General features: G+C 33.8%; 23 protein-coding genes. 5 read left to right on the forward strand and 18 right to left on the reverse strand.

The genetic code is table 11. The features are described from left to right. Window positions 1-2: 2 nt before the first annotated feature. From Q1A47_RS07985 to Q1A47_RS08060, 17 genes are all read right to left on the reverse strand, one after another. On the reverse strand, window positions 3-521 hold the full coding sequence (locus tag Q1A47_RS07985; protein ID WP_026683201.1) for a prepilin peptidase: 519 nt from the start codon (window positions 519-521) through the stop codon (window positions 3-5). Window positions 522-579: 58 nt separating this feature from the next. Then, window positions 580-693, reverse strand: a complete 114-nt coding sequence (locus Q1A47_RS20870) for a lipoprotein (RefSeq protein WP_166530380.1) — start codon at window positions 691-693, stop codon at window positions 580-582. A gap of 109 nt (window positions 694-802) precedes the next feature. Continuing rightward, complete coding sequence (locus Q1A47_RS07990; protein WP_166530381.1) at window positions 803-1,396, reverse strand: DUF4352 domain-containing protein; 594 nt, start codon at window positions 1,394-1,396, stop codon at window positions 803-805. A 250-nt stretch (window positions 1,397-1,646) separates the two neighbouring features. Next, window positions 1,647-2,087 carry a hypothetical protein gene (locus Q1A47_RS07995; protein WP_026683200.1) on the reverse strand — a complete coding sequence of 147 codons (441 nt, stop codon included), beginning with the start codon at window positions 2,085-2,087 and terminating at the stop codon, window positions 1,647-1,649. Between the two features lie 17 nt (window positions 2,088-2,104). After that, window positions 2,105-2,521 carry a DUF4352 domain-containing protein gene (locus tag Q1A47_RS08000; protein ID WP_166530382.1) on the reverse strand — a complete coding sequence of 139 codons (417 nt, stop codon included), beginning with the start codon at window positions 2,519-2,521 and terminating at the stop codon, window positions 2,105-2,107. A 604-nt stretch (window positions 2,522-3,125) separates the two neighbouring features. Next, window positions 3,126-3,716 carry a TadE/TadG family type IV pilus assembly protein gene (locus tag Q1A47_RS08005; RefSeq protein WP_166530383.1) on the reverse strand — a complete coding sequence of 197 codons (591 nt, stop codon included), beginning with the start codon at window positions 3,714-3,716 and terminating at the stop codon, window positions 3,126-3,128. A 36-nt stretch (window positions 3,717-3,752) separates the two neighbouring features. Then, window positions 3,753-4,133, reverse strand: a complete 381-nt coding sequence (locus Q1A47_RS08010; RefSeq protein ID WP_026683197.1) for a hypothetical protein — start codon at window positions 4,131-4,133, stop codon at window positions 3,753-3,755. A 75-nt stretch (window positions 4,134-4,208) separates the two neighbouring features. Then, window positions 4,209-4,580, reverse strand: a complete 372-nt coding sequence (locus Q1A47_RS08015) for a hypothetical protein (RefSeq protein ID WP_026683196.1) — start codon at window positions 4,578-4,580, stop codon at window positions 4,209-4,211. Window positions 4,581-4,680: 100 nt separating this feature from the next. Beyond that, on the reverse strand, window positions 4,681-5,250 hold the full coding sequence (locus Q1A47_RS08020) for a DUF4352 domain-containing protein (RefSeq protein WP_026683195.1): 570 nt from the start codon (window positions 5,248-5,250) through the stop codon (window positions 4,681-4,683). A 17-nt stretch (window positions 5,251-5,267) separates the two neighbouring features. Beyond that, window positions 5,268-7,418, reverse strand: coding sequence for a TadE/TadG family type IV pilus assembly protein (locus tag Q1A47_RS08025; protein WP_152525467.1), 2,151 nt, complete (start codon window positions 7,416-7,418; stop codon window positions 5,268-5,270). A gap of 1 nt (window position 7,419) precedes the next feature. Further along, window positions 7,420-8,061, reverse strand: a complete 642-nt coding sequence (locus tag Q1A47_RS08030) for a TadE family protein (protein WP_299631521.1) — start codon at window positions 8,059-8,061, stop codon at window positions 7,420-7,422. A gap of 34 nt (window positions 8,062-8,095) precedes the next feature. Continuing rightward, window positions 8,096-8,764 carry a DUF4352 domain-containing protein gene (locus Q1A47_RS08035; RefSeq protein ID WP_166530385.1) on the reverse strand — a complete coding sequence of 223 codons (669 nt, stop codon included), beginning with the start codon at window positions 8,762-8,764 and terminating at the stop codon, window positions 8,096-8,098. A gap of 40 nt (window positions 8,765-8,804) precedes the next feature. After that, complete coding sequence (locus Q1A47_RS08040; protein ID WP_026683192.1) at window positions 8,805-8,984, reverse strand: Flp1 family type IVb pilin; 180 nt, start codon at window positions 8,982-8,984, stop codon at window positions 8,805-8,807. A gap of 35 nt (window positions 8,985-9,019) precedes the next feature. Continuing rightward, on the reverse strand, window positions 9,020-9,886 hold the full coding sequence (locus tag Q1A47_RS08045) for a type II secretion system F family protein (protein ID WP_051388480.1): 867 nt from the start codon (window positions 9,884-9,886) through the stop codon (window positions 9,020-9,022). 13 nt (window positions 9,887-9,899) lie between these two features. Next, window positions 9,900-10,829, reverse strand: a complete 930-nt coding sequence (locus Q1A47_RS08050) for a type II secretion system F family protein (RefSeq protein ID WP_166530386.1) — start codon at window positions 10,827-10,829, stop codon at window positions 9,900-9,902. Between the two features lie 31 nt (window positions 10,830-10,860). Next, complete coding sequence (locus tag Q1A47_RS08055; RefSeq protein ID WP_051388483.1) at window positions 10,861-12,042, reverse strand: CpaF family protein; 1,182 nt, start codon at window positions 12,040-12,042, stop codon at window positions 10,861-10,863. 113 nt (window positions 12,043-12,155) lie between these two features. Next, complete coding sequence (locus tag Q1A47_RS08060; RefSeq protein ID WP_121604564.1) at window positions 12,156-13,262, reverse strand: AAA family ATPase; 1,107 nt, start codon at window positions 13,260-13,262, stop codon at window positions 12,156-12,158. A 621-nt stretch (window positions 13,263-13,883) separates the two neighbouring features. Between Q1A47_RS08060 and Q1A47_RS08065 the strand changes: the two genes are divergently transcribed. The 4 genes from Q1A47_RS08065 (at window position 13,884) to Q1A47_RS08080 (ending at window position 17,498) form a co-directional block, all read left to right on the forward strand. Continuing rightward, window positions 13,884-15,311: a zinc ribbon domain-containing protein gene (locus Q1A47_RS08065; protein WP_166530387.1), complete on the forward strand. Its 1,428-nt coding sequence runs from the start codon at window positions 13,884-13,886 to the stop codon at window positions 15,309-15,311. A 426-nt stretch (window positions 15,312-15,737) separates the two neighbouring features. Beyond that, on the forward strand, window positions 15,738-16,274 hold the full coding sequence (locus Q1A47_RS08070; protein WP_166530388.1) for a GNAT family N-acetyltransferase: 537 nt from the start codon (window positions 15,738-15,740) through the stop codon (window positions 16,272-16,274). Window positions 16,275-16,773: 499 nt separating this feature from the next. Then, window positions 16,774-17,328, forward strand: a complete 555-nt coding sequence (locus tag Q1A47_RS08075; RefSeq protein WP_309299830.1) for a DUF3267 domain-containing protein — start codon at window positions 16,774-16,776, stop codon at window positions 17,326-17,328. A gap of 38 nt (window positions 17,329-17,366) precedes the next feature. Next, the gene (locus tag Q1A47_RS08080; protein ID WP_299631551.1) at window positions 17,367-17,498 is read left to right on the forward strand and encodes a hypothetical protein; all 132 of its coding nucleotides are present in this window, start codon (window positions 17,367-17,369) and stop codon (window positions 17,496-17,498) included. Between the two features lie 372 nt (window positions 17,499-17,870). On the opposite strand, the gene Q1A47_RS08085 is transcribed toward Q1A47_RS08080, so the two are convergent. Further along, window positions 17,871-18,272 (reverse strand): hypothetical protein, encoded by a 402-nt coding sequence (locus Q1A47_RS08085; protein WP_166530389.1) that lies wholly within the window; start codon window positions 18,270-18,272, stop codon window positions 17,871-17,873. Window positions 18,273-18,848: 576 nt separating this feature from the next. Here Q1A47_RS08085 and catA point away from each other — a divergent pair. Then, window positions 18,849-19,499, forward strand: a complete 651-nt coding sequence (gene catA, locus Q1A47_RS08090; RefSeq protein WP_166530390.1) for a type A chloramphenicol O-acetyltransferase — start codon at window positions 18,849-18,851, stop codon at window positions 19,497-19,499. Window positions 19,500-20,017 lie beyond the last annotated feature (518 nt).

Genomic DNA, 20,017 nt, shown 5'->3' on the forward strand with positions numbered 1-20,017 from the left:
CCTTAAGCCAAATACATATAATAAAATGAAGTTACAACACCTGGTATTACAGCATAAATAAATGGAAAACGATTAGAAATGTTATTCTTAAAGTCGTCCAGTGGTGTTAACGATTTATCTCGAATCGATTCAAAAATATGATAGAAAGCTAACGTCATATTAACTAAAAATGTTTTAGTAAATAATAAGATAATAATTGCAATGAATCCAGCAAAAATGATGGAATACATAATGGAATATAGCGTAAATAAAACTCCAGAAATCGCTCCAATTGCTGCAAATAATTTCACATCACCAGCACCTATAGCTTTAAAAATATACAAGACTAGCATAATACCTCCACCAGCCAATAACCCAAATACAGAATTTAACAACCCGTCCAATTGATTGAAAAATAAATGAAATAACAAACCTACCATTGCACCACTAACGTTCAACCAATTTGGTAATCTGGAATATTTGATATCATAAAATGCTGCAACCCCTAAAAACACAATTAATAGATAGAAATGTGTTGGCATTCTTCTCCCTCCTTCCTAAATTAATTCCCTACCCAGCCGCGCTCTGCTGCTTTTTTCTTTATTTATACATTTCACTATTCAAGCATGCGGTTCTTTTCAAATACATGAAAGGTGTGTTATTACAACCTGATACAATTATTATGATAAACAATAATACTAATAGTTTTTTCATCAGTAATAACCCCTCCGTATATCAGATTTTCTTATCTCCCTTAGAATGAAGATATTTAAATTTAATATCTTCATTCTAAGAGTAGTAAGCTACCCCATATTGACAACGCTTATGATGAAACAGGTAGTTCGAATTTAGTTTCCTCATTGGATGCCATATATTCATAAACCAGATAAAGAACATTATCTTTGTTAAAATCACTACTTATATATACTAAATCACCTGTAATTTCTTCTCCTGGATTTAATTCTTCGTTTCTTTCTAGAAAGAAATCTTCATCTTCAGAGTTTAAACCAATAGATTCTGATACAAGTTGGGCAGAAATCATTTCATTTGGTACAAATGGTTGATCGCTAATATTTTTAATAGTTGCATTAATTACAGCAAATTGTCCACCTTCTTCAGAAGTATAGCCGAATTGTTCTAGATCAATTCCATTAATTGGTTTTGAAGTTAATTCAAAATCATTAACCGTAACTTCGTATGGGAAGTCATATAAATCACTCGTAATTGTCGCCGTTTCCCCTATCTGATAAACTTTTTTATCCTCAGCATCTTTACGTTTATTATTATCATCGTTTGTTTCTGTCGCTTGTTCCTTGTTATCATCTTTCTCCTCTTTGTTATCACCTTCATCGTTATCGCTACAACCTGCTACTACAATTACTGCTAGTAGTACTAATAATACTAATAATTTTTTCATTGGTATCCCCCTATTTCGTTTAACAAACAATCTACCAAGATATTTCCCCACTACCTCATTGCTATACTTAGGAATAAAATATATCAAAATATCTCATTCCTAAGGGCAGCAATGCTACCCTAAGTATTATGCAAGATTATTATTCAACGTTCTTTAATGTAAATCATACTTCTTCATCCATCATAAATTCAAAAACTAAAAAGCTATTATTTTCTTTAAAATTTGTGATTGATATCAAGTTAGTTGTTATTTATTCACCAGAATTTAAACTATCTCCTAATTCCGGAGTTAATTCATTAAAGAAACCTAAGGGAGCTGAGTTTAAGAAAATGGGTTCAATTTTATCAAAAGGTATAAAAAGCTCAGTACTCGTATTTTTAATTGTAAGATTTACTACAGCAAATTTAACTCCAGTAAAGTCTCCACCATCTGCATTAAAATCAGCAACGGATTTCCCTTCATATTCATCCTTCTCTTTATAACTATTCAAGGTAACTTCATAAGTGAAATCATATTTATTACTTTTCACCTGTACTGTTTCACCAACATTGTGTAGTTCAATATCTTCTCGATTATTATTTGCTGTTTCTGCAAGCTCAGGATTTTTATTTTTTTCTCTTGTATTATCACTATCACTACAACCTGCTACAAGCATAATAATAGCAAGAAAAATTAGACAGATCTTTTTCATAATAATCTCTAAATAACTTACTTTTTAGGGTTAGGTAATACAAAGTGTATTTCTTCATCAGATGATATTTCATATTTTAATGTGTATTTTCTTGAATCATCTAGTGGTATATCGTAAACTAGATGACCTTTCAATTCATCTCCGGGAGCCAACTCTTTATCACCAACTTCAAAAAATTCGTCATTTGAAATATCTCCCGCAGTGTCACCCTCTTTTGCTAAATTCGCTGAAAACATTTCATTTGGAACGTACGACTCGTCACTTCTATTTTTAATCGTTACATCTACTACAGCAAATCCATAACCTTCATCTGCACCAGTAATATAATCTTGTATTTTCACACTGTCTACTTCATTTTGGATATTAAAATCATTCACCGTTACCTCATAATCAAAATCATATAAATCACTGGTAACTGTTGCTGTTTCTCTCATCTGATAAACTTTTTTCTGTTCTTCCGTTTCTGTAGTATTGGTTTTCGATTCATCCTACTGAATCGCCGTTTTATTATTTTCTTCTCCAGTATCTTTGGTAGTATCACCTTTATCACTACATGCTACTAATAACAAAATTGCTAATAACAAAGTTAATGATTTTTTCAAGAAAATCTCCTTCCTACACCGCCCCTAGTCTTATACGATATATAACTTCCAAGAAATAAAGCATATGTACGGGTTTAATACATTATTTTTTAACTGGTGTTAATGACCTTTTTGTATACTTTCTTTAATATGTAAAAAAACTAACGTCAACTTAATAAAAACGGTTTTCGTAAATATAAAACTATAACTCCAATAACCCTACGAATATAATAGATATATAAAAGCACAAAGCGTAAATAATACGCCTATTATCACTCAATAACTGCAAATAATTGCTCATCACAAGCACCTATAGCTTTTTAAAAATATAAAAGACTAGACATAATACTTCCAAACACGATTTGAATTTAGGGATTCTCTGCTTGCGAATATTAAAATAAGCTAGCGCAATTAAAAATAATTAATAAATTAATGTCCTTACAATGTTTTACCCCTATTAATTTCCAACCCATCCACGCTCAACTACAATCTTTTTAATTTTGATCTCTTTTTCAAAAAAAGGGAGCACAATTTGCATGGTATTTTCAGCTTCAATCTTTACATTTGCCGCATCTTCGCTAGTTCCATGTGGAAAGGAGGAATCTATTACTCGAACACTTTCTGGACTAAAAAAAGTTGAGCTAAATACATTTTCTTCGTATTTTTTTTGAACTATTCCTTGATAAATTTCATTGGAGAAGTAATTAAGTCCTTGCCCTGATGTTGGAATAACATCCTTACCTACTGCTCCTAATTTATCAAGTATATAATTAGCCACCTCATGATTTCCTAACTTACCTGCAGCACCCTCTGTCAAAGAATCAACAAACCCATCTGTTTGTTCTTGGATCAGACCTTGCCCTACCATTGCTAAATATGAATAATGAGCTACAGACTGAGCTGTTTCATTTACCGCTTCCTGTAATGCCATCTCAGCTATCGAAATTTTCACTAATGAGGTGAGAAACAAAATAAAAGTTAACAAAAGAGGGATGATTAATGCTGCTTCCAACGTTATACTTCCACTATTTTTTTTTAGAAAATTCAACATAACACACCCCTTTTCCTTATGATTTAATACGGTTTAATCAATGTTCACACAACGATCAGGAATCTTGTCGTAATTAGCTATTTTTTCTACTTCATAATTATCATTTATTAAGAAATGGTTCCTTTGTTCACCATCACTTGTTTCCCAAAATGTAATAAATTTACCGGTAAATCCATCACTTTTATGGTCTATATGTAGTGATTCACAAACTTCAATATTGATAATATCAGCTTCTTGATAATCTCTGCCTGGAAAGTTCATGTCTAGTGCTCCTTCTACAATCGCACTTTTTGCTTTTGCTTGATCTAAATCTTCAATACGTATACTTGGGGCACTTTCAGTATCCGTTTCATTATTCCCACATCCGGCAAGTAATAGAAATGAGGCCCCTAACGCCATTAATAATTTCTTCATTTCTAGCAACTCCTAATTTTTATCTAAAATCACAACTTAATATTCTTGTACTTTCTCACTAAAAGGACCTTCCTATTAATCAATATAGATGCAGCGGTCTTCAATTTTTCTATAGCCAGAAATTATTTCTATCTCATAATCAGTAGTTAGCGAGAAATCGTACGCAAATTTACCATCACTTGTCTCCCACTCCACTTTATACATATCGATAAATCCAGCTTCTTCATTGTCAATATGGTATGATTCACAAACCTCGATATTTACAATATCGGATGGGCTATAGCCTTTATCATGTAGGATATGGCTCTCTAAAGCCCCTTCAGCTATGGCTTCTCTTGCTTTATCTTTATCTAATTCTTCTAAAGTGCCACCATCACCACCTGAAGAATTTGAACAGCCAGCTACTAAGAAAGTGATAAAAATAAGTAGGAATGATAGTTTTTTCATTACGCACAACAACTCCTTAGCCATTAATAAATACTTTATACTTCTCGAAAGTTTCGGGTGAGGAGTAGTATAACCTCTCCTCACCTTTTAGATTCACTGCTTATTGTTCTGGGTTCGGTAACTCAAAGTGTGTTTCTTCGTCAGACATAAATTCATACTTTAATACAAATGTATCTGCATAATCAACTCTAGTGGTATATACTAAATGACCTTGTATTTCTTCTCCAGGTGCTAATTCCTCATCTCCTATCGTAAAGAATTGGTCATAAGATGTTTCACCGCCTTTTGCGTCCATTCTCGCAAAATTCGCTGAAAACATTTCGTTTGGTACATAGGATCGATCACTAATATTTTTAATGGTAACCTCGACGACGGCAAATCTACCATCTTCTTCTGCACCTGAAATAATGTCATCTAAAGGGGTTCCATCTACTTCTCTAGTTAGCTTAAAATCGTCTACGGTTACCTCATAGTCGAACTCATATAAATCACTGGTGATCACAGCTGTTTCTCCGATTTGATACACTTTTTTCTGTTCTTCCTTTTTCGAAGTATCGGTATCAGTTGCCTTTTCATTATTTTCTTCTCCAGTATCTTTCGTAGTATCACCTTCGTCACTACATGCTACTAATAGCAAACTTGCAAATAACATAATCAATAGTTTTTTCATCAATTATTCCCTCCTGATTAATATGAGTATACTTTCCGTTTTTCAAAAATATAATAGTTCCCCTCTACATTTCCAGGTAATACTTCTGCTAATTGTGGAATAAACCATAGCTTTAATTTACCTTGTACATTTCCTTCGATATACGATGGTTTGTCATTTAAATTAACACCCGTCTCCTTCGTTACAACTGCCTGTACTCTTCTCATCTTTTCATTATTATACGGTTCACTGGTAGATTTCATTGCCATTATAATTCTAAGAAACATCGGCATGTTCATCGGCACACCTGTTCCTCCAAACATTTTAAAAGGATTCCAATCCATTTTATAAGGTTTTTCCGTAAGATCTTCCAACTGATCAGCTGTAGTTATTATCGCTCCTGCCAGTGCCTTAAAAAAGCCTAATGGTCCTGCAAATCCCCCCTGTATACCTTGGGAAATTAAGTTACCTACAAATAAAATTAAAGCTATGTCTTTTAAAAACATAAAGTAATTCATTCCAGCAACATTATATCCATAAGTAATATATTGTGCTTTTTTTGTAGCAAAAGCATAGGATTCTGAAGCTCCAATTTCATATGGTTCTTTTGATCCGTAATTCGCCATAATGTACTCATTAATATATAGTTCATTCCGAACAGAAGTTGGAAAACCTTGCATAAATACCACAAATTCTTTAAATCTATCGAATGCATCTTTGATAAATTGTAGACGACTCGGTTCTTCTGTATCGCCTACAGTTCCTGTTACTCCATCATATTCTGCGATAATATTATCAAGCTCAGCATAAAGCTGATTATCACTTGATATTTGATTTTTGATATCATTATATTTATTCAATTCTGCCCATAAACTGCCAAAACTTTCATCTGCTTTTTCTTCTTCTGCTTGCGTATCCACATTTTCCAATGCTTTTTTCAGATCATCATATTTTTGCATTTGATCTTCTATTTTTTTCACTTGATTTTCTTTTAAGTTATTTAACTTAGTCTCGATAGATTGAATAATAATTTCTGCTGCTGTTTTATTATTGCTATCAATAGCTATATAAAACAGTGCAAATAACTGACCTATACTATACTGTCCTGGATCACTTAGGTTTGGATTATCACCTAAGGATTTGTCAATTCGAACTTTTTCATAAATTGCATCCGTACCATCTAAAATATCTTTAAAAAAATCATCCGTTAGTGTAAATTTCTCTAATTCTGATAATAAATCACTACCATCCATCAATTCATTAATCTGGTCATTATAATCCTTTGCTGATCCACTTTTGGGATTAGTGAATTCACCACCAGAACCAACTAAATGGGTAGGTATATCATTATGGTATATCTCGATATCGATAACACTTTTATATATTTCAGCGTTAATTCCTGCTATGTAATTATCGATTTCCTTTTCTTCACTGGAACTCAATTCTTCCTCTCCATCTGCTTCTTTTTCTTTTAACTCTTGATACCTATCAAGATAAAAGACTAACTGATTGAAAGTTTTTATTCCTTTAGGGATTTTCTCATTATCAGATGAAACTGGATTACCAATGACACGATTCTTAATATCTTCGTTAATCAGTTTGTTATAAGGATTTAATTGTTTAATAGATTCATCAATTTCAGCATTCCTCTTTTTCATTAAGTCAAGAATTTCTTCATAGTTTTCAACTAGATCCTCTGCTTCTTCTACATCTTCTACTGATATATCATTTCCTGTCAGTAATTCAAATAAATCTTTCCCCATTTGTACCGGTGCTTGATATTTCATACTTTCTATAACTTGATGTCGAAAAACATCATAGTCAACTAAGTTACGTGAATTATCAAAGCTTGCCGTTGCACTTGTAATCGATGGTCTCGCAAGGTTTTGTGTACCACTCAATTCAGAGCCAGAATAGAACTGATCATTCATATATGTAGTAAAATCCCCACCTGCATCATTTCCATCATATGCAAATAAGCCTACACCTGCCAAATCTGAACTAAACTGCGACATGGTAGAACGTAATGCAGTCTCCATTGCACTATCTATTTGGCGTTCTGCACTTAGAATACGCAACGTATCGATCAATAATGCATTTAATAAGAAGATTGGCAGGATAATCATAATAGCATAGATCGAGACAGAACCATTATCCTTTAAAAAAAATCGTTTTACTTTTCTTTTCAAGTTATTCACCACCAAAAAACTTCCTTATGGAGCTAACTGCATCACTTAATGCTCCATTCATGCCAAATTCACTCCATAAATATTTACCGAAGTTGGCAGTTCTAATTAATTCAGGAGTTTCAGTAACCACATGGCTAGATGTTCCTTTCACCTTGCTTCCAATCATATTTTTCAAAAAGGTGGGGATATACAAGCCAGATTCAGCCTCCACCTCAACTTCGCTATATATCAGCGTATTATTATAGTCCACTTTTAATGTAATTGCACCATTGTAAATATATGCCTTGTCTAGTTTATTTTCTACCAAACTCCTTCCAGAAAATCCACTTAAATTAAAAAAACCTAAAACATCATTATCTGCGACCCGCCAATATAATCCATCTCCACCAGCTAGACCTGTATATTCTGTTTTTTCAAAATCACCCGTTTTTATGTCTTTATGTGTACTATTCCATGTATAGGCGAGCTCACTTGATACTTTATGCGCCATATAGCTTGCCGTTCCCATTTGAAAAATAATAATACAAAAGAAAACACCAATTAGAGTAAACATTAGAAGAGCAGGGAAGACAAGGGTAGCTTCAATTGTAAAGCTTCCCCGCTCTTCCTTCATAAAGGGCTTCATATTGATTACTCCCTTCATTTCAACTGTTAATTATTAATTAACATTCTTTCTCTTATTTTACTTCCCCTTCGCTGAATTCCCATTCAGCTCGGGTCGTAATTTGATCAGATTCAATACCAAAAGCAAAGTTATAATTATCTGCTTTCTCTATACGAAACACATAATTGCCAGTTTTAGTATCGCTTGGTGTTAATTCTCCCTCTATCATCTGTATATCTGAAATACCTTGAATCATTTCAGATCCTATAGGTACCTTATACTCATCAGATGCGACTGCTCTTAAACTAGGTTCAAAAATATCAGTAGCATCAAACGTCCTATCATCGACATTCTTTACAGTTACATCAACTACTACAAATGTATTTCCATGTGATGGTACATTTTCAAGTTCATCACGATAGCTTACTTCATTTAATGTCACTTCGTATTTCAATTTATCAGGTGAGCTTACAACGGTTCCTGTCTCTCCTATTTTCAAGCCAAGTTGATGCTCTACATACTCATCATTACTAGTTTCTTCGTCTTTTTCTTCTGTAGCTGTTCCATCTTCCGATTCTTGCTGTGTATTCTCATTAGAAGTATCAGTATTATTGCTATCTGTTTCTGTTTGCTCTTCCCCCGTCTGTTCCGTTTCCTCATTTGGTTTATCATCAGAACAGGCAGCTAAGATTAGACAAATTATTAATACTAAGAACATGGATAATAAACTGTTTTTTTTCATGATAGATTGTTAATCCTCCTCAAAAAACGTATAGTCATGATCACTCACCTGGAAGCTGTTCATCTATATTGTCAAATAGATTATTTGCCCATTTTGTAATCCTTTCCTTGAATAAGAGGGCAATTGCTACTAAAACAGCTAATATTAAAAGCACTTCAATTGTTTCTAATCCCTCTTCATCATTCCAAAAATCCTTCCAAAAATTTGTGATTTTTTCCATGTAAACTCTCTCCTCTATGCATATAAATTTAATAATTAAAATATAGCTATTGCTGGGTAAATAACAATTAATAACACGGCACCAAATATAAAGATTATCGGGAATACCAATTTTGATGATGCTTCTTCCCCTTTAATTCTGGTAATCGTTTTTCGCTTATCCCATAATGATACCGATAATTCTTTCAGTGATTGAACTAAGAGAGCTCCACCTTTGCGATAATTCATCATAACGGTTGTCGTAAATATGGAAACCTCCTGAATCCCACATCTGTAATTTAGGTCCTTCATCACCTCCTGAAAGGGTGTGTTTGCTGACATTTTATTTACCGCTTCGTTTAGTTCAAAATATAATGGGGAATCAAAAACCTTTTGTTTATTCTGATCCACACATTTTTTTATGGCACCTTGAACCGTATCTCCTGCATTTACTAATAGAATGACTTTATTAACGAATTCGGGCAATTCAATAACAATAGAATCCTTTCGTTGCCTCACTTTTTTATCCAAATCCTTCACTAAATAAAAGCCTAAAATGCCCGTCAATATTAATCCATATATTAAATTTGTATAACCTCCACCGTCCAATTCCACATATACCATTGTAAAGAATACTGCTAATGTTATGGTTGTGATGATTTTTGCCAAATATATTTTGGTATGATCGGCTGATAGTTTACTTCCTTTTAAAATGATCATTTTCTGATGAATAGAATTAATCAATTTCGGCATTCGTTTATACAAGTTTAATTTATCAATGATAGCTAATGCGTAAGGAGCAATGATAGGTAATGTAATGTCTTCTTTATAACTAGAAATAAATGATTCATATACCTTCTTATATTTCAAGTTCATGCCAATGATAATTAATAGAATCACCATCAATATACTTTTTAGTATCATAGATTAACCCTTCCTATACCTCTATGTCCATAATCTTTTGACTAATTAAAAGTCCACAAATGATACACGCGAGCGCAACTGTCATAACAATTGGCCCCAATGTGCCAAACTCATATAATGGTGCTACAAAATCAGGGGAAGTCACTTTCAGCATGACCGTAATTCCCACCGGAGCCACCGCCATAATCTTAGACTCAAATTTCTTTTGGGAAACTAGTACCCTAATATCCTGTTGTATTTCGATTTTATCTGTAATAATATCAGCTGTACGTTTGATTACTTCTACTAAGTCTCCACCAGTTCGTTTACATGTAATAAATACATCTGAAAAATTACGGATATCATCTACATCGGAACGCTTGGCAAAGTCATCTATAGCACGTTCAATTATTTCACCATTTTCAACTCTCCGGTTAATCAAGTTTAATTCCTTCAAAATGCACGTGTCATTATCGGGATAAAGCAATTTTAAGTCCTTTTGAGTTTCACGAAATGCATTCTCAATTGACTGCCCTGCTGCAAGAGATGATGCAAGTGAGCTAATTGCTTCCTTAAATTGTAAAGCCAATTCATCTTTTCGCATTTTTATTAAATCTTTACGCTTAAATTTAGGATAAATAATTCCAAGACATGCAGCGATACTTGATACAATGATACTGTCATAAAATATTATTCCTACACAAAATATAATACTAGCTGCTAATAATGTATACTTCACTCGTTCTGTTTTCGACAATTTATAGGTTCCATAGTCAATAAGATTTTCTCCACCTATGGTCCTTCTTTTAATTGCTTCTATACTTCTTCTTCTAACCTCAGCACCATGCTTTTCTGCCAGTTTTTTTTCTATGTTTGCCAACTTTTTCTTTCGGACTCTACGGAAAATAAATATTCCTACACAAACAATAATAGCGGTAAGTGAAAGGATTTCTCTTGTGTCCATTTATCATCCTCCTCTTCAGGCACACCTACTATTAGGCAAACTGCTCCAATACATCGTTCTTTCCTGTAAGTTTTAGCTTTGATGTATTTTCCAGCTTATGATCCGTCTTTTGAAGCTTACCGATAATTTTTCCTCTGTAGTCCTCTCCGGTTTCTTCAAAAACATATAATGGTTTAATAATAATTTCACCATTCTCTACTCCACACACCTCAGAAATCTCCATTACTCGACGCGAATGGTCTCTAAGCCTCGATAAATGGACCATGATATCAATTGCCGATCCTATTTGTTTACGGATAACTTCAATTGGTAATTCAGCACCACTTAAAACCATCGTTTCTAAACGGCTTAGCATATCATAAACGGAGTTCGCGTGCCCTGTAGAAAGAGACCCATCATGACCAGTGTTCATCGCCTGCAGCATATCTAATGCCTCTTGCCCACGTACCTCACCAACAATAATCCTGTTCGGTCGCATACGTAAGGAAGCCTTGATTAAATCTCTGATTGTAATTTCGCCTTTACCCTCTGTATTGGCATTTCTTGTTTCGAGACTAACTAGATTTGGAACTTTGCGTATTTGTAACTCTGCCGAATCCTCGATAGTAAGAATTCTTTCCTCGGTTGGTATAAAATTGGACAATACATTTAAGAATGTCGTCTTACCAGAACCCGTTCCACCACTAATGAAAATATTATACTTCGCTTCTACTAACTGTTCGAGAAAATAAGCAACGTCCTCATCCAATGCACCAAACTGGATCAAGTCTTCAATCATTAAAGGCTTTTCTGGAAATTTACGAATTGTCATAGCTGGACCTTTTAAGGCTACTGGTGGTAATACAACATTTACCCTAGAGCCATCTTCTAATCTAGCATCTACAATAGGACTGGATTCATTAACAACTCGGTTAACCTTAGAAACAATTGCTTGAATCGTATCTTCAAGCTTTTGTTGATTCTCAAATTTCACATTTGCATTCGATACTTGACCATCTCGTTCGATATAAATTTCATCATAATTATTTATCATAATCTCCGTTATAGATGGATCATCCAATATTGGCTGTAATACGCCAAGTCCTCTAAATGCATGATACATTCGATCAACGATTCGTTTAATCATAACTGAGGAAATCTTTGACTCTCTTGCATACTCAATCACTGTCTCTTCAACGAGTTCCAGTAGCTCGTCATTTGTAGTTGAATGCATGAAGTCTAGTGTTTCCCTTAATTTATCGATTAACAGCTTCGTAATTTCATCCTCCGTTTTTGGTACCTTGCTCGTGGGCTGTTGATGAGCTGATTCCTTATCCTTAGTTTCACTTATTGCCACTGCGGAGACACCTCCGATGATTGAATCGTATTTTCTTTTAGTAATTTGAAAAGCTGTTCACCGACAACGATATCTTCCTGTAACTTTGTTTCTTCACTTTTGTTAAGCCAATGGACATGAAATGGGATATGCGCTTCGATACTAAAATTAAATGCATCAAAACCGTCAAACAATTCCTCACCCACATTGTTTAAAATAAAGTGGATATTGGACCGATCATTCCCAATTCCAACTAAATCATGTTCCATGACATTATTAGCACTTGAAAAGCTAGTCTCGTTCGAAGACAAAACCCAGAATACTTCATCACTATTCTTAAGAGCAGTACGATTTCGTACATGAATGGAGCTATCAAGATCAACAATAATATAATCATAATTTTGTGTATCTCTAATTGCCTGTATAAGCGTTTCAATATCTTCTTCTGTTGCTAATTGCATTTCTTCTGGAAGTACTGGAAATGAGAAGTAGTCTATGTTTGTTAAAGCATCTCTTGACTTTAACGATTCGATATTAGCAATAAGCTGATCTTTATCTTTTTTTAAATAATAAAACACCTCGGCGGAGGATGGTTTATCCTGTTTGAAGTATAAATATGTACTATGTAATTCTTCTAGGCTAAGATAGAAGACGCGCTTCTCTTTAAAACTTAAATGCTTTGCTAAACAAAGGGATAAGATCGTCTTACCAACTCCACCATTTCCACTATAGAAGCTAATAACGCTATCCGTTTCTTTCCCATTCATTACCGAACCAAGCTTTCCGTTCATTTCATAATACATGGCTAACACCTGTGACATAAGCTCATGAAAAGGCTGATACTTATATATAGATGCAATGGAATCATGTGTTTTACTTATCTGTTCTTCAGAAAGTGTGATTATTTTATCAAAAGTAACCGAGCTTTCATGATCAATAATCATATCTGTTAGTAATATGTGCTGCTTCTTGTTACGTGTACTCTCTTTAAACGTATCTATTTCCGTGAAAATTTTGGAGGAAAATTTCTCTTTAAGATTTGAACTAATAAGAAAGTTCGAGAAATAATTAGCATAATCACTATCCTTTGTTAATAAAACCAGACTAATCTTATTCATTGGAATCACCTTTACTTAATGATTTAATACCATTTTATTTATCCTCCCTAAATATTACTAAAAACCGATTATAAAAATAAGATGTAAACCATAAAATGGTTATTTTTACCTATTGTTATTCAGGAATTACTTTAAATTCGAAGTATTTTTTGTCGAAAGCTTTAATTCAAGATATTTTTCCGTACGTTACATAGATAAATTCTTAATAAAATACGCCTAATTAAAAAATTATGGCTATTTTTCAAACATAATCTGAAAAAACTATCGTAATTTAAATATTCTTTATTATCCATATATTATAACTATGGAATTTTTTTCCATATATAAGTTTCTTTTTAACTAGGTAATATTACTTAATAACTAATGATGACGAAGCAGAATTTCCGGATTGTAATCAAATTGTAATATTAAAACAGCCACTTTTCTTCATTTATAGACGGAACTATTCATCCATTTTTCTATCGTTTATAGTTCATATTTCATTCCTCTATCAAAAAGTCCTATCAATTTCGTGGTAAAAACAGGGAAAAAGTGGCATTATCAATTTTATTCATTATGGTACGATTAGTATACTGTGGTAATCGTCCACGCAATAAGTTTAGAAAGGTAGGGAAAGCATTCATGAAATGTAAAAATTGTGGCTATAAAACGAATCAGAATAAAAATTTTTGTCCAGAATGTGGCAATCCATTGTCAGAACCAACGAAGAAAGTTGGGAAGAATAAAACTAATAGCAAAAAATTACTTGCCATCATATGCTCCACCATCATCCTGATTGCTGCTATTATTTCATTTTTCTTAGTTGGAAACAGTAAATTCACACCAGAGAAAGAGATTCAAGCTTTTGAAACAGCAGTCAACGAGAAAGATGTCGACGCTTTAAAAGGCATTCTTCATCCCGTAAATGACTCATTCAATGTAACAGAGGAGAATGCTTCACAGTTTTTGGAATATCTAGCAAACCACCCTAAAAAACACGAAACGCTGATTAATCGTTTAAACGAGCAAGTTGAAACGGTATCATCAGGCACCATGGCCAAAGCTTCTTTAAATAATACATATGCTACTGTTAATATAGTAAAAGATGGTAAAAAGTGGATGTTCTTCGATGATTATAAAATCGTGGTTTCTCCGATGCATCTCGACCTATATATGGATACGGAAGGTATTGACCTGTATGTTGACGATGAGAAAGTAGGGACATCTTCTGGAGAAGGCTATCATAAAGAATTTGGACCATACATGCCTGGTATGCATAAGGTAACTGCTACCTTCGAGAATTCTTATATATCATCAAGTATTGATGAGGAAGTGGAATTGTTTAACTCCAATGATTCGACACTCATTCATACATTAGAGCTTGATGCAACTGAAGTGGAAGTTTCCTCCATCTATGATGATTCTACCCTCTATATTAATGGAGAAAAAACAGATATTACCGTCGGTTCAGACAAGACGTCAATTGGTATGTTCCCAACAAATGAATCAGTTTCCTTATACGCTGAAAAAGAATTTCCATGGGGAACTGCAAAAAGTGAAGAGCATTATATCAATGGAGATTATGTTCAGTTCGACACTATCTATCCATTATCAGAACAGAATGAAGAAGCATTATTCAAACAGTTAAATGATATATTGATTCAATATCGACAAGCGTTATCTAAAAAAGATGCATCCCTATTAAAAACTGGAGCTACGAAGAAGCTTAAAGAGCAATTAGCCGATAGAATAAAAGAAATAAAGGCCAAGGAACCAAAGTATACAGGCGAATTATTAAAAGCAGTATACAATAAAAAGTCACTGCTACACACCGAATATGATAAACAACTAAACCAATATATATTTCAAATAAACGCTGTGCTCACCTATCACGAACCTAATGGTGATTTAGGCTGGTTATCCAGAGATGAAGATAAGAAAAACTATACTAGAACGAGAAAGCTAACTGTCATTTATGATGAAAAAGAAAAAAAATGGCTACTTGATAAGGATGAATTATTTTACCACTCCATCATGGATGATGAAGCAATTGAGTTCCAATTCAATTAATTCATTCGCTTGACCTAATGAGAAAATCTTAGTGTATGCTAAGGACACAACAAAACTCCTAAGGAGTCAATGGCCTTCTGTAGCAATTAGAAAAAAATGTCTTTCACCTAGCTTTCCTAGTTAGGTGAAGGATATTGTTCTGTTCTTACAAGCCAAGGTTGTGATGTGCACTGTACTCTATTTTTACTTTTTTCATTAATTCCATTGCCTACTTCCTCAACATTCTAAAGCGACCTCGCTTACTTTTCTCACGATAGCTTAAATATCTAGAATAGGTTTTATCTAGCAGCAACATATTAATGTTGCTATTTACTTACTTTTTTAAACCTTGTATAATCGAATTAATTTCAACGCAAGAAGGGACTGAATGATGCGCAGCTATCAATATTTATAGCCCATAGTATAAATAAATTGGAGGGGTAAGTATTGATTACCAACTTAATCACGGATAGACTATGTTTACGAAAAATGGAAACAAATGATGCAGCTAGTTTATTCAACATTTGGTCCGATCCTGAAGTGACTAAATTCATGAATATAACTAGTTTTACTGATGAAAGCCAAGCACAAGATATGATTCATTTTCTAAATAAGCTGTATGAGGATAATAAAGCTATTCGCTATACAATTATTGAATTAGCAACAAATCAAATTATTGGCTCATGTGGTTTTAATTCGTTAGATCAGGAAAATGAAAAGGCGGAGATTGGCTACGAATTAGCAAAGGAATCTTGGGGGAAGGGCTACGCCACAGAGGCAATCTCTAAATTGCTTACGGTTGGATTTGATTCGTTTAATCTTAATCGTATCGAAGCTAAGATTGAACCTGATAATCATAATTCTATTAAACTAGTTGAAAAGCTTCGCTTTACGTTAGAGGGCACCCTTAGACAATATGAAAAGTATGATGAAAGGTACATCGACCTTCATTTATACTCTAAACTAAAATCAGATTCCATGTAAAACCAATAGGGCTGTCCTAGAAGGTCATCTAGCTACTGAAACTGAACTATACACTCCTTGCTTGCTGGAGAAAAGGTAGATCCTGCTTTGAGCGTTTTTCTTAGGAGGAAGCTTCACCTCTACCCGCGGAATCGTAATACAGCATAAAGTAAAACTTCAGGCAGTGGGGGTTTTGTTTATCCCCCACCGCTTGTTAGTACCACAAGAGTATGACCTAAAGGCTTTGAACCAATCGGACATTACTGGCAGGCGATCCCCCACTTATCCATATTGGTTTCACTTTATTGCTTGAAGTGAGGGCTTACTGCCAGTTATATGCGGGATAAAGATATTTCTTAGACAAGCACTGTCATCTCTCCTGCAAACCTGCTACATAAAAGCTTACCTTCTATTATATTAAAAGAATTCTAAATGAGGGAATCGAATGAAAATAAGAAACAACTTGCCAAAAAGCAACCCACATTTACACATAGATTTAATAAAAAAGGGATGGGTTCCAATGAGAGAACCTAAACATTTATGCCATGCTATTTTGTTATCTATTCCGTTGATGATGGTAGCTGCAATTCTCTCTATTGGGGTCATACATATCTTTTCCACTATATCCTTTCATGAGTTTGGACTGACAGCAGACAAAATCTCACTAACTATTAACGTTCCTATTATTTTTATGCTAATCCTACTTTTAATACTTCACGAAATCTTTCATTTGATATTCATACCACATTTTATTACATCAGATAAAACATATCTAGGTTTAACGTTATTCGGGGGGTTTGTAATAACAGAGGAAGAGATCGTAAAATCAAGATATATCCTAATCACCATTGCTCCGTTCATCACTATTTCCATAATTGCGCCACTGCTATTAGGTATGCTAGGACTCCTAACACCAGCATTAAAATTTCTGATAATCCTAAATGCAATGGCATCGTCCGTCGACATTCTTAATCTTTTACTCATACTTAAACAAGTACCGAAAAATGCAATTTTAACAAGTAATGGACCATACACATATTGGAGAGATATAGAGGTGAACGAAGAAATAAAGTAAAACTTCAATCCGTGGGGGTTTTGTTTATAACCCACTGATTGTTCGTGCCACAAGGGTATGACCTAAAGGCCTTTGAACCAATCGGACATTTACTGGCAGTTGATCCCCTCTTATCCATATTGGTTTCACTTTTTTGCTGGAAGTGGGGTCTTACTGCCAGATATATATGAGACAAAGCAGAAGCCTCCATGCTAAGGTGAATTTCAACCATCCATTCTTTTTTGCAAAAAATGATTAATATATCCCAAACACAATCTCAGCTTTTTACGTAGACTAATGTACAAGATTATTTATTCCACATTTTATTATTTCCTTCCCTTTCATCCTCCTTTTTATGGAGGGTTTTTTATTTATGAGCGTTACCAGCTGGTGATCTTAGGAAGATGTTGACCTCAATATCAGTGTTACCATCACGATGAAAAAAGTATTCCAAAATGAAAAAAGACACCCCCTCCAACCAAGGAAAGGGCACTATATTCAATGCACATCAATCATATAAATCCGCAACCAACTTTCATTTGTTTTATCTATCCAAGTACCTTCTATCTAACATCAAAGCTTATGGTACCACTAGATGTTACCACACCAGTAACTACATCTCCATAATAGGTTCCGGGTAACATATCAGTAAAAGTTCTAGTTAGTAGTGGCTGCCTTAATGGACCAAAACCAGTACAGTTTCCCGATGAAGCATTACATAAACGCACCAATGGTTCTCCATAAAAATTCAAATTCCTTACAGTTACCGTAACGTCTGCACCACCAGAGGGTACTACTACTTTTCCGTCCCACTTACCATCTTTTGTTTTAAACTTGTATGGTCCGAATGTTTTCAAGAGAGTTACATCGTCCTTAGTAATAGCTTCAGAGGCATGTGACGTGTTTCCAAAAGCCACAACGGATATAACAGTTACTAACAGCAGGGAAAATAAAATTTTATACATCTTGTTACCTCCTTTTTCAATATACATACTACTTTTATACATATCCTTATTTCCCTGCAATTTTTTGTTAATTTTACAGCAATTTAACTTTTTTAAAAAAGCATCCTATTACAAGAAAAAACAGCTACATAGCGTTGATTTCTTCCATCCCCCTCCTACTCTTAGAGCATATTGTAAACTGATCGATATTTAGTAATACAGATTATATTAAGTGTATATTTCAGAATAAAAATCTACTCTACAAATAGGTTATTCGTTGAAGAACGTTAAATCACACTTACTTACTATACGAAGCAAACATAATTAGAATGAGTTAATACCAAACCAATAGAATATTTGCGATATAACAAGATTAGGTATCTAGGTATCCGTACAGCTTCAAACACTACACCATTTTAATTTTCTACCATCAAATGATAAAGTATAAATCTATTTTATTTAGAGGGTGTACATTTATTTAATTTTGTTATATATTGCAATAATAAATGACATTATATAAGGGTGAGTGAGTAATGAAGCGAACCGTGAAGATTGCCTCTTAAATTTATTCAAAAAAATTTAGGAGGCATATAAACTATGACATTTAATTTAATTGATATAAATACTTGGGAAAGAAAACCTTATTTTGAACATTTTTTAAATCATACTAGATGTACGTTCAGCATGACTGCAAATATAGATATTACAAGGTTATTAGCAAAAACTCGTGAAATGAATATTAAGTTTTATCCTGTTTTTATCTATATGGTTACTAAGGTCGTTAATTGTCAAGTTGAATTTAGAACGTGTTTGGATGAAGAAGGAAGACTGGGATTTTGGGATCAGATGATACCAAGCTATACTATTTTTCATAACGAGAATAAGACGTTTTCTACTATATGGACAGCATACGAAGTAAACTTCTATTCCTTTTATAAAAACTATCAACAGGATATGAAGCTTTATGGCAATGTAAAAGAGATAAGCGCAAAAAAACAAACGCCTAAAAACGCAATTCCTATTTCATGCATCCCCTGGACTAGTTTTACAGGTTTTAACTTAAATATCTTTAATGATGGTACATTCTTACTACCAATCATTACAGGAGGTAAGTATTTTAATCAGGGAGATAAATTATTTTTACCTATTTCAATACAAGTCCATCATGCTGTTTGCGATGGATATCACGCTAGTCAATTCTTTAACGAATTACAGCGATTAGCTGACGAGTGTAAAGAGTGGCTATAACCCACTATATTTTTCATAAATGACATAATGGGCTGGTAATTAGCAGCCCTTTTCTTATACAGACTTAGATTATTTCTAAAAAGAAGCAAAGTTTCAAAACATACGCACAGATTATAGAAATGATGAATTTGCGTATTGATTATCACAGCTTCCTATTTTAAAAAGGAAATCTTGTAAGAGCATAATAATACTTATAGAATTAACCTATGCATGACTAGCTATATGGAGAGAAAGAATATGATAAAGTAAAACTTCAATCCGTGGAGGTTTGGTTCATCCCCCAGGGTTGGTTAGTACCACAAGGGTATGACCTAAAGTCCCTAGAACTAATCGAACATTTACTGGCAGTCGATCCCACCCCTATCCCTATTGGTTACTTGAAGTGGGAGTATTACCGCCAGTTATATATGGGATAAAAAGGGTATTATTTAGAAAAACTGAGCAAAATTCGCTCAGTCCTTATCACTAAATGCTCAGATTTACGCTTCCTCTAGTAGCTATTATGGAATAATAGCTAC

The sequence above is a fragment of the uncultured Virgibacillus sp. genome (assembly GCF_947495635.1).
GTDB classification, from domain to species: domain Bacteria; phylum Bacillota; class Bacilli; order Bacillales; family Amphibacillaceae; genus Virgibacillus; species Virgibacillus salarius.

Coding starts and splice junctions, on each gene's coding strand:
- Q1A47_RS07985 (WP_026683201.1), bottom strand. CDS start 521: ATGCCAACACATTTCTATCTATTAATTGTGTTTTTAGGGGTTGCAGCA.
- Q1A47_RS20870 (WP_166530380.1), bottom strand. CDS start 693: ATGAAAAAACTATTAGTATTATTGTTTATCATAATAATTGTATCAGGT.
- Q1A47_RS07990 (WP_166530381.1), bottom strand. CDS start 1,396: ATGAAAAAATTATTAGTATTATTAGTACTACTAGCAGTAATTGTAGTA.
- Q1A47_RS07995 (WP_026683200.1), bottom strand. CDS start 2,087: ATGAAAAAGATCTGTCTAATTTTTCTTGCTATTATTATGCTTGTAGCA.
- Q1A47_RS08000 (WP_166530382.1), bottom strand. CDS start 2,521: ATGAGAGAAACAGCAACAGTTACCAGTGATTTATATGATTTTGATTAT.
- Q1A47_RS08010 (WP_026683197.1), bottom strand. CDS start 4,133: ATGAAGAAATTATTAATGGCGTTAGGGGCCTCATTTCTATTACTTGCC.
- Q1A47_RS08015 (WP_026683196.1), bottom strand. CDS start 4,580: ATGAAAAAACTATCATTCCTACTTATTTTTATCACTTTCTTAGTAGCT.
- Q1A47_RS08020 (WP_026683195.1), bottom strand. CDS start 5,250: ATGAAAAAACTATTGATTATGTTATTTGCAAGTTTGCTATTAGTAGCA.
- Q1A47_RS08030 (WP_299631521.1), bottom strand. CDS start 8,061: ATGAAGGGAGTAATCAATATGAAGCCCTTTATGAAGGAAGAGCGGGGA.
- Q1A47_RS08035 (WP_166530385.1), bottom strand. CDS start 8,764: ATGAAAAAAAACAGTTTATTATCCATGTTCTTAGTATTAATAATTTGT.
- Q1A47_RS08040 (WP_026683192.1), bottom strand. CDS start 8,984: ATGGAAAAAATCACAAATTTTTGGAAGGATTTTTGGAATGATGAAGAG.
- Q1A47_RS08045 (WP_051388480.1), bottom strand. CDS start 9,886: ATGATACTAAAAAGTATATTGATGGTGATTCTATTAATTATCATTGGC.
- Q1A47_RS08050 (WP_166530386.1), bottom strand. CDS start 10,829: ATGGACACAAGAGAAATCCTTTCACTTACCGCTATTATTGTTTGTGTA.
- Q1A47_RS08055 (WP_051388483.1), bottom strand. CDS start 12,042: ATGCATTCAACTACAAATGACGAGCTACTGGAACTCGTTGAAGAGACA.
- Q1A47_RS08060 (WP_121604564.1), bottom strand. CDS start 13,262: ATGAATAAGATTAGTCTGGTTTTATTAACAAAGGATAGTGATTATGCT.
- Q1A47_RS08065 (WP_166530387.1), top strand. CDS start 13,884: ATGAAATGTAAAAATTGTGGCTATAAAACGAATCAGAATAAAAATTTT.
- Q1A47_RS08075 (WP_309299830.1), top strand. CDS start 16,774: ATGAGAGAACCTAAACATTTATGCCATGCTATTTTGTTATCTATTCCG.
- Q1A47_RS08085 (WP_166530389.1), bottom strand. CDS start 18,272: ATGTATAAAATTTTATTTTCCCTGCTGTTAGTAACTGTTATATCCGTT.
- catA (WP_166530390.1), top strand. CDS start 18,849: ATGACATTTAATTTAATTGATATAAATACTTGGGAAAGAAAACCTTAT.